The organism is Pseudomonas sp. NPDC078700 (assembly GCF_044542375.1).
In the GTDB taxonomy this organism is placed as follows: Bacteria; Pseudomonadota; Gammaproteobacteria; order Pseudomonadales; family Pseudomonadaceae; genus Aquipseudomonas.
Genome location: NZ_JBITUI010000002.1, coordinates 825,489 through 839,615, shown reverse-complemented (window position 1 = coordinate 839,615; position 14,127 = coordinate 825,489). Strand labels below are relative to the sequence as shown.

The window sequence follows — 14,127 nt, the reverse complement described above, 5'->3', positions numbered from 1 at the left end:
CAGCAAGACGCTGACTAGCCCTAAACCAGTCTTATGGCTGGTTGCCTTCTTGCAGTTTTTTGCAGCAAATCAGGCGAGTCATTAGACTACCGCCCATGAACACTAAAGCACTGCGTCATCCGCCCCTCACGCCCGGCCCCAGCCTGGAGGCTTGGCATGTGAGTCTGGCCAAGGCCGTTGCCAGTGTTTCGCAGGCCAGCTTTCCTGCCTGCCTGGCCGATGCACTGATGAGCCTACTGCCCATCGAATGCGTGCTTCTGGGTCTTGAGTGCAAAGGCCAGCCCCCGCAACCGATCTACCAACGTGGCATTCCAGAGATTTACCGTGAAGCACTGACCAGCCGTTACTATGCGCGCGGCTATTTGCTCGACCCTTTTTGCCTGGCGATTGAGGCGGGTTTAACCCAAGGTTTTTATCCCCTGGCGGAAATCGCCCCGGATAACTTCTTTAGCAGTGAGTACTACAAAAACTACTACCTAAAATGCGGGGCGGTAGAAGACAGCCATTACATCATTGACCTGGATGAGGGACGCAAACTGTCTTTGTGTGTCTATCAAGGCTGCAGTGGTTCGCGCTTCAGCAAAATCCAGCTCAATTTACTCAGGGCCGCGGAACCCCTGGTGCGTGAGCTGTGCCTGCAGTTCGACCGCACGGGCGGCCTCGCCCAATGCCTGCCTGACGAGCAAGGCCCAAGCGACTTGAGCCGACATATTCGCGCAGCCTTTATGAGTTTTGGCGATGATGTGCTCACGGATCGCGAGCGTGAAATCGCCCACATACTCCTACGCGGGCACTCGGTGAAGTCCAGCGCCAAGCTGCTGGAAATCTCCCCACAAACCGTGCGCATGCACCGCAAGAATCTTTACACCAAGCTTGGCGTAAACTCGCAGGCAGAGCTGTTCGCATTATTTATTGATTGGCTGACTCACTACTGACCACACACCTTCACAGGGTGTAGCTCACCTCTTCACCAATCACTTGCGGGTCGAACGGGGTTCTGGCGAAAACCCGGCGCAACATGGGTTCAAAGTGACTCAGCAGTGGTGTTGGGTAGTCAGGATCGAACGACTTCTGATCCCATTTCTCGCAAAAATCCACGCAGCTTTGATAAAACGGGTGCGCCTTGTAACGCTCGCGCTCATGACGATCACCGCCGTAGTGATGGGCATAGTAGAAGTTCTGGAACAGGCCGTGGTGGTGAACAATCCACGTAACCTCACTGCGCACGTAAGGGCGGATAATCGACGCGGCATACTGCGAGTGGTTGTACGGTGCCAGGCTGTCACCCAGATCGTGAAGCAAAGCGCCAACGATCATGTCCTCATCGGCACCATCTGCTTCGGCTCGCGCAGCGCTTTGCAATGAATGTTGCAATCGATTGACCCGGTAGCCGCTCAGCGTATGGGCTGTCTCTTCCAAGGCATTGAGAATGCGTTCAACAAGGCCTTGGTTATAAGACGTTTCTAGTCGCTCAAGAAAGTGATATTCCTCGGCAGTACCCGCTTTCATTTCAATGAAGTCGACGTGTTCCATAGTCTGTGGCCTTATGTGCGAGAGAGTTGCTTGAGGGTGCTGGCAAAGCGTTCTTCGGGGCCATCCAGATCGATGTAACACCCTTGAAGATGGCGATGGCCTTCACTGGAGTCATATCTGGTGCGGCCATGCAAGATACGGCTGTTGTCGAAGAGTATTAGCTCGCCCGGTTCGAGTCGGAACTGGATCTCGTTGCTGGCCTGAACAAACAGTTCACCAAGCCGTTGTCGAGCCCGATGGAATGCGCGCAATTGCTCGACTGGCAGCAGCGGCAAGCCATCCAGCCGGGGGCTGTAATGCACGCCAAGGGTATGTCCCTGAGCATCGCGATTGATAATCGAGCGCTTGGTAATCAGCTCTGTGCCTTGGTCGACAAAGCGAAAGGACACCGGTGTATTGCACAGCAACTCATAACCCTGCGGGTCCTCGGCGGCAAGGATGCTCACCACATTGACGCTGTCCACCAGTGTCGATAAACCACCTGTGGTCTCGTTAACCAGGCAATGCAGAAGCTGAATGCCGGGCACCGGGTCGCGATAAGGGTTGTCGGTATGCGGGCCAAGATGCACAGAGCGATAGGCCAAGTCGTTACCGTCCGGGCGCGAATACACTTCGAAGTAGCGACCGAAGTTGGTCTCTTTGACGTAACCAAACTTACGCCCGACCTCAAGAATGCTTTCCGGCTCGGTGGGCACATGGTGCAGGACCACGAAGCCATAAGTCAGATAGATCGTCAGTGCATCCAGAAATGCTTGCGGATCATTCATTGCCCGCCAGTCTGCACGCACCCTTGAGCGCTGCAAAGTGCTGTTCCACGCCTGCGGCTGCGGAAAAATCGAGTGGCCAACAATCTCGCCAACCAGCCCGGTAAAGTCATAGAGCGCACGGTGGCCGTCAGTAAATTCAAGCCAGGCCTTTTCATTGTCGACAGCTTCTAAGTGCGCCAGATTGATATGCGGATCAATCCCGTGGGAGTTAAACAGTCGTTGCTGCGTCAATGCATCCAACTGCTGAGGGTCCTGGCTGCGTTCACGTAACCACAGCACCGGGATAGCAAAGTTGCCTTGCCGCGAATTGAAGGTAAGGGTTGCAGCAGCTTCATCGAAGCTGAACGAAATAGTGCTCATGATGATGGCCTGTCAAAATGGACTGGAGGCAAGGTTCAGGTTTTTCAGCGGCTGCGTTGCAGCACGAGGATGCGCGACAACAACTCATCGCGGTCCATGTAACAGCCGCGCAGGTGGCGCATTCCGCTGGCCTGATCAAACGCATTGCGGGCGTGCATCGTCCGGCGGTTGTCAAAGCACCACATCTCACCGGCTGCCAGACGATGGCTGACGATAAATGCCGGGTCACGAGTGAGGGCAAAGAAGCGCCGATAGGCGCGGTAGAACGCCGTCATGTCTCCACTCGATAAATCAAAAGGTGCTCTGAGCCAGTTAGCCAAACGGATCTCACTGATCTCACCACGCGCATCCAGACCAATAATCGGCCCCAGACTTCGGTAGTCACTTTGCGGCGCTTTGTTGCGGAACGACACAGGCACTTGGGTCAGCAGAGTGAAGTCCTCAGGAAACTGCTCACGAATGGTCTGAGCAATGGCAAAACCATCAACAAAGGTGCTCTCACCGCCGGTGGCGTCATTGACCAAACAATGCAAAAACTGCAGGCCAGGCTGCAACTCGCGGGTGGGTAGATCGGTATGCGGCGGCAGTTGCAGTGAGGTGTAGGCGTTGCTGTTCACAGCCTCGACCTTGGTGCGCACCTCAAACAAACTACCGAAATTGCTTTCCCGGATGAAAGAGATTCTGTGCGCCACCTGCTCCAGGATGTCTTCAGAGGTGGGCATACCCGTCATCAGCGCCAAGCCGGTGTCACGAACTGCCAGCAACCATTGCAACAGGCTCTGCTCATTGCTCATTACCGCCTGATAATCGAAGCGTGGAATCGCCAGATCAGTCTTCCACACACGCACCGTGCGCTGCTCATGCAAACGCTCATCACGGCTTGCCTCGTCATAGCTATGGGCGCGCAACCAACCTGCGCCATAGACACTTTCATGGCCATCTTGCCAACGGATGTGCAGATCATCGCCACTGAGTTCTACCGCTTCTGCTTGCAGGTCCTCCGGCACATCGATGATTTCAAACACTTGCTCGCGGGTGCCAGGATGAACGCACAACGGACACGGGCAGTTATCGCGTAGCCACAAGAAGTGATATTCACTGACGCGGTCATCGTCCCACTCGACTTCCACGCTATCGCTGTGCACGCGGGACTTCACCGGGCGATTAAGCACCGGGAAATCGCGCCAGTCGGCAGAGAAGGATTCCAGTACGGCTTGCTGAGTTGCGCTCATAGTGACTCCGTAGTATCGATTTGCGGTTGCAATAGCTGCGGCTGGTGGCCTCAGGCGGACGGCTTCGGTGCAGGCAGGCCAATGCGTCGGCCAATGCTGCCTTGGGTTTCAAGGGATTGATGCGACGCGGCCATAAGTTTCACTGCCGTCGCGACCTCTGGCGCAAAGGGCGTTGCCTTTGGGCCACTCATATCGACGTTGAGCCAGAGTTGCTCGGCGGTTGCCAGGGGTGATTCTTCACCCGGCAAGTGCAGCGAAAAATTCAGGTGCAAGCGCTTGGCGTCATGCGCGATGATCTGCCCGCGCACCTCAACAAGCTGTTCAACCTTGACCTCACGCAGGTAAATAACATGGCTTTCGAGGGTGAACATCGAATGCCCCAACTGCTCACGTCCTGCAGCGCCCAAGCCGACTTGCTCCATCAGTTCATCACCGGCGAAGCTAAATAGCAGCAGGTAAAAGGCGTCGCGCAGATGGCCGTTGTAGTCGGTCCATTGGCTCTCGATCGTGCCGGTCCAGAAAACCGGAGGTAACCTGTTCATCGCGCAGCCCTCAGTCTTGGATGCCATGACGTGCCTTGACCTCGGTGATGGTGTCCTGAATAGACTGCAGGCAATCATCGCGATAACGCTCAAGCGCTGCGATATCACGGCCTGCCAGTTGCTCTTCAGAACCTGTCACCACGCGATCAAGCAGTGTTTCGCTTAGCTCCGGTGCTTGCAGGTAGGTCCAGGGGAGCTTTAACGCTGGGCCGAACTGCTGCATAAAGTGGCGCATACCGGCTTTGCCGCCGGCCAGCGTGAAGGTCATAAACGAGCCCATAAACGCCCAGCGCAAACCACAGCCATAACGCACCGCATCATCTATCTCTGCTGGCGTGGCGACGCCGTCGTTGACCATGTGCAGCGCTTCGCGCCACATCGATTCCATGAGTCGGTCGGCAATAAAGCCCGGTACTTCCTGACGAACATGCAGCGGCCGCATGCCCAGATTGCTGTAAATAATCTGCGCGGTTTGCAACGCCTCGCTGGAGGTGCGCTCGCCCCCCACCAGTTCCACCAGCGGCAGCAGGTAAACCGGATTAAACGGGTGGGCCACCAAGCAGCGCTCAGGGTTAACGGCGTCGCGGTAGAAATCAGTTGGCAGCAGACCTGAGGTTGACGAAGCGATGAGCACATCAGGTCGCGCGGCAGCACTGATTCGCGCATGCAGCTCAATTTTCAGCTCAAGGTTTTCCGGTGCGCTCTCTTGAATCAGGTCGGCTTGGGCGACACACTCTTCAACCGTTGCAACCATGCGAAAACGCTCGACTGATGCGCCCTCCGCCAACCCGGAGCGCTCAAGTGCCGGCCATGCGCTGGCGATTCGTTCGCGCATGATTTGTTCGGCACCGGGGCCGGGGTCCCAGGCAATCACATCCAGCCCGAAGGCCAATGCCCGCGCCGCCCAACCGCTGCCAATAACGCCTCCGCCTACCAGTGCTACTGTGTTGATTTCGCTGTGCATCTCAATCTCCACGAACAGTCAGGCGCTTCCCGGAAACCGGGAAGTCCTAAAACATCAGGTTTTGTAGCGCCTCAGAAACGTCTAACGCAGTCGTTTCCGAGGGCCCCTAATTCAGGCGGTCAGATCAGACCATGTTCAAGGTTTTGCGCGCTTGAGCCGGCGTCTGCGGCGATGCGCCCATACGGGCCATCAGTTCAATAACGCGCTCAACCAGTTGGCCGTTACTGGCGTAGACGCCCTTGTCCAACCAGATATTGTCCTCCAGGCCGACCCGCACGTGACCGCCCAGCAACATGGCTTGCGCAGCCATTGGCATCTGCATGCGGCCGATGCCAAATGCTGACCATTGATGACCGCTCGGTAAGTTGTCGACCATGGCTTTCATCGTTGCGGTATCGGCAGGTGCGCCCCACGGAATGCCAAGGCAAAGCTGATACATCGGGTCTTTGATCAGGCCTTCTTTGAGCATCTGGTTAGCAAACTGCAGATTGCCGGTGTCGAAAATTTCCAGCTCAACCTTAACCCCAAGCTCGGTGATGCGCTTTGCACCAGCACGTAGCTGTGGAGGGGTGGCCACGTAAATGGTGTCGCCATCACCAAAGTTCAGCGTGCCGCAGTCCAGCGTACAAATATCAGGACGCAACTCCTCGACGTGTACCAAACGCTCCAACGGGCCGACCAGGTCAGTGCTTGGGCCGAATGTCATAGGCTGCTCGCCTGGGCCGATCTGCAAATCACCGCCCATGCCAGCGGTGAGATTGACGATCACATCGACATTGCTGCTGCGGATGTGCTCCATCAGCTCGCGATACAAGGCGGGATCACGGCTTGGGTTGCCGGTCTCAGGATCACGCACATGGCAATGCACGATAGTCGCACCAGCATTCGCCGCTTCAATTGCAGCATCGGCGATCTGTCTTGGCGTTACGGGGATTGCCGGGTGTTTGCCCACGGTGTCGCCAGCGCCGGTTACTGCACAGGTTACGATTACATCACGATTCATATCTGGTCTCCCAAGGTTGCTATTGGCGCGTGGTTCATGGAGCAGGGTTCTCACCGCTAAAGGAATGAGTACCGGCCAACCAGCTTTTAATGAGTTCAGGGTTTTCATCAATGAAGTCTTGGGCAACGTCCATTGGCTTGGCGTGACCAAGTAGCTTGACCATCATTTTGGCTTCCTGCTCGGCCGTGAAGTGGATATTGCCTAGCAAGCGGTAAGCGTTCGGGCACTCCTCGGCATAGCCCGCACGGGCAACGTTCCACACCGTTGCCTTACCTTCTTCCGGCCCCATCAGACCATCGCTGCCGGTGAGGTAAGTGAGGTCCATGCTGATGTTCATCGGATGGGGCTTCCAGCCAATAAATACGATGCCATCCTTGCGTTGATTGGCCCGCTTAACCGCAGCCAACATACCGGCTTCGCTGGACTCAATAAGCTTGAAATCCTTCAGCCCGAAACGGTCATCCTTAATAGCCTGTTGCAGCCGTTTATTGATGTTGGTGCCCGGATCGATTCCGTAGATACGACCGTCCAACTCTTCTTCAAAACGCGAAATATCAGCAAAGGTCTTCAAACCTTTTTCTGCCAGCCACGTTGGGACAACAAGGGTCATTTGCCCATCAGCCATGTTCGGCTCGGGCAATATCTCAACAGCACCTTCATCTACGAACGGGCCAATAATGGCGTTTGAAGATGGGCTCCAGTGGCCCAAAAACACATCGACCTGCTTGTTACGCATGCCGGAATAGATCATTTGCTGCGCGGCGATGGTCTCTTTGGTGCTGTAACCTAATCGTTCGAACAGGGTCCGAGCCACTGCCGTTGTGGCAATAACATCAGTCCAACTCATCAAACCAAAACGCACGTTTTTACACTGAGCTGGCTCTGCGGCTTGAACACTGGTGCTTGCCAGTTGCAACACGAGGCAACCGACCAAGCATTTAAAGGGTGTGGTTTTAATCAAGCGAATACTCCAGCAAGGCATGTCGGGACAGGCGATTCGCAATCAGTCTGCCGATGCGATCCAGCCCTTCCCGCACTTGGTATCAGGCCCGCTCCAGATTGAGCGAAAGCCAGGCCACTCTGCAGGTGACGGCGCTAGAGTACGGAGGCTGGTGAGTTATAAACCGTAAATTTGCGACAACAATTCCGACAAATACGACATCGCTTCTGTAACAATGCCCAACAGGCAGCCTTCGGAGTGTGTGCATGAGCCAACTGTTCAACTTTCTGCTGATCCCCGGTTTTTCCATGATGGATTTCTCCGCGGCAGCGGAGCCATTGCGCTCGGCCAACAGAATGGGCGGCGACTTGTACCGCTGGCGCACACTTAGCCAAGACGGCCAGCCCGTGCCCGCCAGCAACGGGATGTCGATTGCGGTTGATGCTTCACTGGTAGACCTGCACAAGGATGAGATGCTGTTTGTGGTCGCCGCGTACGAACCACTCGCGAGCATCAAACCCGAACTTGCTCCCTGGCTAAAACGTCAGGACAGGGCTGGCGTTACCTTGGGCGGTATCGACACCGGCACCTTCGTTCTTGCTCAAGCTGGATTGATGCGTGGCTATCGCATGACCGTGCATTGGGAAGCCATCGACTCACTGATCGAGAGCTACCCAGACCTTGATGTACGCCACGAACTGTTCGAAATCGACAGACGCCGCATCACCTCCGCGGGGGGTACATCATCCATGGATTTGATGCTTGAGTTAATCGCCCAGGGTCACGGCAGGGCACTTGCCCAGCGGGTTTCCGAGCAATTCATTCATGCCAGAATCCGCCCACGCAGCGACTCACAGCGCGATGCAGTCATGCAGCGCTACACCGTCGAAAATCCAAAACTTCAGGCGGTGATAGAACGCATCGAGCTGAGTATCGACAAGGCTATTGATGTGCAAGAACTGGCTCACGGCGTTGGCATTACGCGCCGCCAGCTTGAACGTTTATTCCGCACCTACCTCGATCAGTCCCCCGGCGCTTTTCGCCAGCGCTTACGCCTCGATAAGGCCCGGCATCTCCTGCAGCAAAGTGAATTAAGCATCCTGCAAATCAGCATCGCTTGCGGCTTCGAGTCGCCCTCGTATTTTGGCCGCTGCTACCGTGAACACTTCAAGCGCACGCCCCGGCAAGACCGCGCCGTGCTCACGGGGCACGTCGATCCGAATTGACAAACTTCGTCCTCGTCGGCAAGGTTTTGCGCAAAGAGCCCCAATCACGCTGGCTTTAATCCGTCAGATAAAGGCCATTTACCAGCGACTTCTGCCCTCCTTGGCCAATCGCTTTTATTAGCGCTCAGGCCTTAGGAATAGGCGTAACTGCCCCTCTCAATCTCAGGAGTCCAAGATGAATATCCCTGCAAATATCCCTGCAAATATCCCCGATCAAGAGTGGCACGTTCGCTGTGAACTGGCGGCGTTGTACCGGATGATTGCGCACTTTCGCATGACGGACTTGATCGACACGCACATCAGCTTGCGGGTGCCCGGCCCTGAGCATCATTTCCTGATTAACCGCTATGGCGTACTCTTCCAGCACATGCGCGCCAGCGACCTCGTAAAGATCGATCATGAAGGCAAAGTCGTCGATAGTGCTTACAAAAACCATGAAGTGAACGAAGCGGGCTTTGTCATTCATTCGGCGATCCACATGGCCCGAGAAGACATGAACTGCGTGATCCATACCCATACCGCAGCAGGTATCGCAGTTTCCGCGCAAGACCATGGCCTACTGCCGATCTCGCAACACGCCCTGAAGTTTTACGGGAAACTGGCGTACCACGACTATGAAGGTGTTGCGCTCTGCCTGGATGAACGTCAACGCCTGATTAATGACCTCGGCACCCACCGCGCCATGATTCTGCGTAACCACGGCCTGCTGGCCGGTGGACGTAACGTCGCCGAAGCCTTTCACGAAATCCACTTTCTGGAGCGCGCTTGCCAAGCACAGACGCAAGCATTGGCGGGAGGCAGCAAACTTCGCTATCCGTCAGCAGAGGTGTGCAAATTGACCGCTAGCCAATTCACCGACGATGACGAAGGCATGCGCATCATTCAAATGGCATGGACAGCCGCCCTGCGCCTGATCGAAGACCAGCGCGAAGATTACTGCTCATAATTTAATTTACTGGCGCTCGCCCTTGGGGACAGCCTTAACGGCTCCCCCCCCTTGGTCATGTTGTTTTGTACGTCCGGCACGTTACAAGTGTGTAAAAACACAGGCACTCATATATTAACCGCGCCAGGGATAATCAACGTATTAACACGCAACCGAAAAAGTCCTGACAAAACTTCAAACTGGAACAAAGTTAATTATTCAATAACAGGTGAGGCACTATTGTAACAAGCGTTTTAAGGGGGCTGAAGCAACAGGACAGGTGATCTTTTGGAGCGGACATTAAAACCGGTCATCCTTACCGGCCTGCAATCTAAAGTATGATTAAAAACACACAACCTAGCCGAAGGTTAGCGCGGCTACCTTCCTTTAACTAAAAAGCCCATGTTAATATTAAAGGGCGATCCGTTTGGACTCCAAAGCCTAGGGTGTGAGACAGCTGAACTCTATGAAACACAAATCAATTTTTACCAATACTGATAATGAAACGACTGGCGAACTAGCATTTAGAAGTGTTCGCTCAGATATTATCCGCGGCCACCTTAGCCCAGGGCAAAAATTGCGTCTCGACCAGCTAAAATCTCAATACGGCGTGGCAATTTCCACATTACGCGAGATTTTGAGTCGACTGACTGCCGAGGGATTTGTTGTTGCAGAAGGTCAACGGGGCTTTGAAGTTGCCAAGGTTTCTATATCCGGATTGCAAGACATCGCCGCGTTAAGGCTGCTACTAGAAATCCAAGCGCTTCGACAATCCATCGCGACCGGCGATCTTCACTGGGAAGCCCGCGTGGTCTCCTCTCACTACATGCTTCAATCCATCGAGTCCAGACTCGTGGAAGGCGACCTTAGCCATGTCGAACAGTGGGTTCAACATGACTGGGAATTTCACCATGCAACTATCTCTGCCTGTAACTCTCCGGCCATGATGGCAGCGCACTCGAACGCATTCGATCACTATATCCGCTACCACATGCTAGCCCTGTCGTTTCGCGGTGAAGCTGCCGCCAAAGAACATGCTCAGTTGAAAGAGTTGGTGCTTTCCCGTCAAACGGAAGAAGCCATCACCCTCCTCACCAGCCATGTACAAAGCGGCTTGGATCACGTGCTTTCCACCGGCAAGATCCCCGACTGAGACTATTTGCGCTCTTGTTCAATCAAGCTGCGCAATGCCTGCACCGCCACGGGATAGCCCAGCGCACCCAACCCGGCGATAACCGATGTAACGACGCCCGACATGAACGACTTGTGGTACATCGGTTCGCGTTTGTGGATATTGGAAATATGCAGTTCAATACTGGGCCGCGGGAACATTTTGAGTGAATCCATAACAGCCATTGATGTAAAGGTGTAAGCCGCCGGATTAATAATCAGGCCAGCAGCACAATCAGTGGCTTCATGCACCCAGTCAATAAGTTGAGTTTCAGAGTTGGTTTGACGAAACTCAATAGTGTAATCACCGGCCACTTCATTACACATCTTTTCGATATCCGCCAGCGTTGTATAGCCGTAAATCTCCGGCTCTCGTTTGCCTAGGCGATTAAGATTTGGCCCATTAAGAACATAAATAACGTTTGACATAATTTAACCTTTATATCCGAATTTTTCAGGCAGCCAAAGCACAGTCTCAGGCACCAGGATAAACAGCAACAGTGCCATGAGCAGCGCGACCAAGAAGGGAAAAACTTCAATCACGATTTCTTTTAACGGGCGCTTTGCAATAGTGGTCATTACAAACAGTAATAATCCATACGGCGGGGTGATCAAGCCGATCATAATGTTAATGACGCACACCACCCCAAAGTGCACCAAGTCAACACCCAAACTTTGCGCCGCTGGGATAAACACCGGGATAATAACCAGCAGAATCGTAGTGCCTTCGAGCAAACAGCCCACCACTAACAGCACAGCTGAAACCATCAGCAAAAAGCCCAGCGGTGGCAGATCAAACCCGGCCAGCCACAAGCTAAGTGCCGAAGGCAAATCTTCAATGGTCACCACATAGTTGAAGACCAGCGCCCCAGCAATGAGCATTCCTATAGAAGCTGTGGTTCGTGCACTGGACAGCACCGAATCATAGAAAGCGCGAAAGCTCACACTGCGATATAGCAGCACCGAAATCACTAGGGCATAAAGCGCAGCGACTGCAGCAGCTTCCGTGGGTGTAGTGGCGCCGCCATAAATCCCACCGAGCAGCACAACGGGCATTAGCAGGGCCGGTAATGCCTGCCAAGTAACTCTCGGAAGCTCCTTAAGCGGTACCGGATCCTCTAAGGGAAAATTACGCCGCCGAGCAGAGAGCACAATGTAGATCGCCAGAAACAGGCCCATTACTAAGCCCGGAATAACCCCACCTAAAAACAGATAGCCAATCGACGTATCCGAGACCAATGAGTAGACAACCATGGGAATCGAAGGCGGAATGATGGGACCAATCACCGCCGATGCGGCACTTAATGCGGCTGCGAAGGAGGCCGGGTATTTATTATTCTCGGTCATCATCCGCTGCATCATCTTGCCGGTGCCCGCGGCATCAGCGAGGGCTGAACCGGACATGCCTGCAAACACGATACTTTGTACGACGTTCACCAAGGCCAGACCACCTGGAAAGCGGCCAACAATAGCGTTGCAAAAGCTCAGCAACCGAAGGGTCATGTTCCCCGAGTTCATCAGCTCAGCAGCCAAGATAAACAACGGAACGGCAAGCAAGATGTAACTTGAAAACATGCCGTTGAGTAACTGTTCTGCGGCGGTCCCCATGTCCAGCCCGGAAACCATTAGATACAGGATCGACGAGGCAATCATGGCATGCCCGATCGGCAGCCCAAGCAAGCTCAGAAATACAATGGATAATATACACAGCGTGAAAGGCTCAACGCCCATTACGACACTCCTACTTATTATTATTCAATTTCGTTTGGCGCACTGAGTCCGCGTACGCTGCGCCCACGAATCGCCGCATAGAAAATCCAAACGTAACGCGCGATAACGGCAACCGAAAAGATGATGTAGATGAAATAGAGGCCGTCGTAGCGAATGCCCAAGTAAGAGCTTTTTTGGACTTTCATGAACATGACGTAGTCCCACGCCGCCGGCAGCGACATGCCATATATCACGATCAAGGCCAGTGCGGAGATAGCCGTCATTACAAGACGGGTACGCTTACCGGCCATGCCATAGACAATGTCAAACCGGATCTCTTCTTCTTCACGCAGGACAAAGGCGGCACCCCAGAGCACAACCCATAACCACATGATGATGGTTATTTCTGAAGCGCTTCCGATCGGGAAGTTGAACACGTAGCGAAATACCACCTGAACAATAAAGGCGAAGAACATGATAGCCAGCATTAACGCGGCAATATTTTCCGCACGCCGATGCAACCAACCGCCGGCTTTTTTTATGTTAATCATGCAAACTCCTGTTAAGGCGCAGCCAATTGCAGGCTGCGTCTTAAACGCACAAATCAGACTGTTAGAAGCAGTTACATTGCTCCTATTTTCTCAACCATGCCTTTAGGCCAGTCTTTAGAGAAGTCTGAGTCTTGATACAGCTTTTGTGCATAGGCGCGGAATGCATCGACATCAGGTTTGTAGACCTTAATGCCTTGCTCTTTGAAGAACGCCACTAACTTATCTTCCTCGGCCAAGTGCTGCGCTTGACTCCAATCGATCGCGTCAGTGGCGGCCTGCTGGAACTTCTCCTGCTGCTCAGGCGACATGTCGTCCCACACGCGCTTGCTGACGACCAGCAAATCGTAGCCGACCAGGTGCGATGTCAGAACGATCTGATCCATCACCTCATAGAACTTCATGTTCTTCACATTGGGCAGCGGATTATCTTGGCCATCAATCGCACCGGTTTGCAGACCGGTATACACCTCGGCATAAGCCATTGGCGTCGGGTTCGCGCCCAATGATTTACCCAAGAACTGCCAGGCGTCGCCACCCGCCATCCGCAGCTTGATATTCTTCATGTCTGCTGGCGTTTCGATCTTGTCTTTAGTTCGCAGCCCCACTTGGCGCGTGCCGAAGTAGGTAGGCCCAAGAATATGAATGCCTAATTTATCCTCAGCTAACTTCTTCATTTGCTTGCCGTCTTCGCTGTCGAAGAAGGTGCGCATGTGGGCAGCGTCGCGGAATAAATAAGCCGAGCTCAGGATGGAAAACTCAGGGATTTGGGTGGCGATATCTTGAGGCGCGACATTGCCCATCTCAAGATTGCCACGCTGGATAGCCATGATCTCTGTGGTTTGCTTAAAGAGATTGCCGCCGTAGTACAGCTTAAGCGTGAAGTCATCCTCCACGGACTTAGCGAATTTGCGCATCATGTCAGCGCGGATATCTTGTTCCGAGAAAACAGCAGAAAACTTTAAGACTTTCTTGGCTTCTTGAGCATGAGCCGTGCCCCAGGTAATCAAGGCGATGCTCGCGGTGACCAAGGCTAGTGTTTTGCTTTTGGAGAGGCATTTCCTCTGGAAGGAAAAGAATTCAGACATGGTATGGCTCCTATTATTTTTATATCGGATGAAGCAATTAATACCCTACGATTTCGAGAATATACGGTTTTAACTGGGTGCGCAAATGCCCCCATTTAAGCGAGCAGCCCCCTCATAGA

15 protein-coding genes are annotated in these 14,127 nt (G+C 53.8%); 4 read left to right on the top strand and 11 right to left on the bottom strand.

Translation table 11 applies throughout. From position 1 onward, the window contains the following. Nucleotides 1–95: 95 nt before the first annotated feature. Entirely contained in the window at nucleotides 96–935 is an 840-nt protein-coding gene (locus ACIGCM_RS09675; RefSeq protein WP_397501828.1) for a helix-turn-helix transcriptional regulator, read from the top strand. A gap of 10 nt (nucleotides 936–945) precedes the next feature. Here ACIGCM_RS09675 and ACIGCM_RS09670 read toward each other — a convergent pair whose 3' ends face one another. The 7 genes from ACIGCM_RS09670 to ACIGCM_RS09640 all read right to left on the bottom strand — a co-directional run bounded on the left by ACIGCM_RS09670 (nucleotide 946) and on the right by ACIGCM_RS09640 (nucleotide 7,359). Further along, nucleotides 946–1,533 (bottom strand): HD domain-containing protein, encoded by a 588-nt coding sequence (locus ACIGCM_RS09670; protein ID WP_397501827.1) that lies wholly within the window; start codon nucleotides 1,531–1,533, stop codon nucleotides 946–948. An 11-nt stretch (nucleotides 1,534–1,544) separates the two neighbouring features. Next, complete coding sequence (locus tag ACIGCM_RS09665) at nucleotides 1,545–2,660, bottom strand: TauD/TfdA family dioxygenase (protein ID WP_397501826.1); 1,116 nt, start codon at nucleotides 2,658–2,660, stop codon at nucleotides 1,545–1,547. Nucleotides 2,661–2,704: 44 nt separating this feature from the next. After that, entirely contained in the window at nucleotides 2,705–3,892 is a 1,188-nt protein-coding gene (locus ACIGCM_RS09660; RefSeq protein ID WP_397501825.1) for a gamma-butyrobetaine dioxygenase, read from the bottom strand. Nucleotides 3,893–3,942: 50 nt separating this feature from the next. Beyond that, on the bottom strand, nucleotides 3,943–4,434 hold the full coding sequence (locus tag ACIGCM_RS09655; RefSeq protein WP_397501824.1) for a thioesterase family protein: 492 nt from the start codon (nucleotides 4,432–4,434) through the stop codon (nucleotides 3,943–3,945). A gap of 10 nt (nucleotides 4,435–4,444) precedes the next feature. Further along, nucleotides 4,445–5,404 (bottom strand): L-carnitine dehydrogenase, encoded by a 960-nt coding sequence (locus tag ACIGCM_RS09650; RefSeq protein WP_397501987.1) that lies wholly within the window; start codon nucleotides 5,402–5,404, stop codon nucleotides 4,445–4,447. A gap of 118 nt (nucleotides 5,405–5,522) precedes the next feature. After that, complete coding sequence (locus ACIGCM_RS09645; RefSeq protein ID WP_397501823.1) at nucleotides 5,523–6,401, bottom strand: 3-keto-5-aminohexanoate cleavage protein; 879 nt, start codon at nucleotides 6,399–6,401, stop codon at nucleotides 5,523–5,525. A gap of 34 nt (nucleotides 6,402–6,435) precedes the next feature. After that, the gene (locus ACIGCM_RS09640) at nucleotides 6,436–7,359 is read right to left on the bottom strand and encodes a glycine betaine ABC transporter substrate-binding protein (protein WP_397501986.1); all 924 of its coding nucleotides are present in this window, start codon (nucleotides 7,357–7,359) and stop codon (nucleotides 6,436–6,438) included. Nucleotides 7,360–7,607: 248 nt separating this feature from the next. Between ACIGCM_RS09640 and ACIGCM_RS09635 the strand changes: the two genes are divergently transcribed. The 3 genes from ACIGCM_RS09635 to ACIGCM_RS09625 all read left to right on the top strand — a co-directional run bounded on the left by ACIGCM_RS09635 (nucleotide 7,608) and on the right by ACIGCM_RS09625 (nucleotide 10,645). Continuing rightward, a complete protein-coding gene (locus ACIGCM_RS09635; protein ID WP_397501822.1) occupies nucleotides 7,608–8,567 on the top strand; it encodes a GlxA family transcriptional regulator in 960 nt (319 codons plus the stop codon). 175 nt (nucleotides 8,568–8,742) lie between these two features. After that, complete coding sequence (locus ACIGCM_RS09630; RefSeq protein ID WP_397501821.1) at nucleotides 8,743–9,513, top strand: class II aldolase/adducin family protein; 771 nt, start codon at nucleotides 8,743–8,745, stop codon at nucleotides 9,511–9,513. 445 nt (nucleotides 9,514–9,958) lie between these two features. Continuing rightward, entirely contained in the window at nucleotides 9,959–10,645 is a 687-nt protein-coding gene (locus tag ACIGCM_RS09625) for a GntR family transcriptional regulator (protein ID WP_397501820.1), read from the top strand. A gap of 2 nt (nucleotides 10,646–10,647) precedes the next feature. Here ACIGCM_RS09625 and ACIGCM_RS09620 read toward each other — a convergent pair whose 3' ends face one another. The 4 genes from ACIGCM_RS09620 to ACIGCM_RS09605 all read right to left on the bottom strand — a co-directional run bounded on the left by ACIGCM_RS09620 (nucleotide 10,648) and on the right by ACIGCM_RS09605 (nucleotide 14,008). Continuing rightward, nucleotides 10,648–11,091 (bottom strand): type II 3-dehydroquinate dehydratase, encoded by a 444-nt coding sequence (locus tag ACIGCM_RS09620; RefSeq protein WP_397501819.1) that lies wholly within the window; start codon nucleotides 11,089–11,091, stop codon nucleotides 10,648–10,650. Nucleotides 11,092–11,094: 3 nt separating this feature from the next. Beyond that, nucleotides 11,095–12,393 carry a TRAP transporter large permease gene (locus tag ACIGCM_RS09615; protein ID WP_397501818.1) on the bottom strand — a complete coding sequence of 433 codons (1,299 nt, stop codon included), beginning with the start codon at nucleotides 12,391–12,393 and terminating at the stop codon, nucleotides 11,095–11,097. A 20-nt stretch (nucleotides 12,394–12,413) separates the two neighbouring features. Beyond that, nucleotides 12,414–12,923, bottom strand: coding sequence for a TRAP transporter small permease (locus tag ACIGCM_RS09610; protein ID WP_397501817.1), 510 nt, complete (start codon nucleotides 12,921–12,923; stop codon nucleotides 12,414–12,416). Nucleotides 12,924–12,994: 71 nt separating this feature from the next. Further along, a complete protein-coding gene (locus ACIGCM_RS09605) occupies nucleotides 12,995–14,008 on the bottom strand; it encodes a sialic acid TRAP transporter substrate-binding protein SiaP (RefSeq protein ID WP_397501816.1) in 1,014 nt (337 codons plus the stop codon). Nucleotides 14,009–14,127 lie beyond the last annotated feature (119 nt).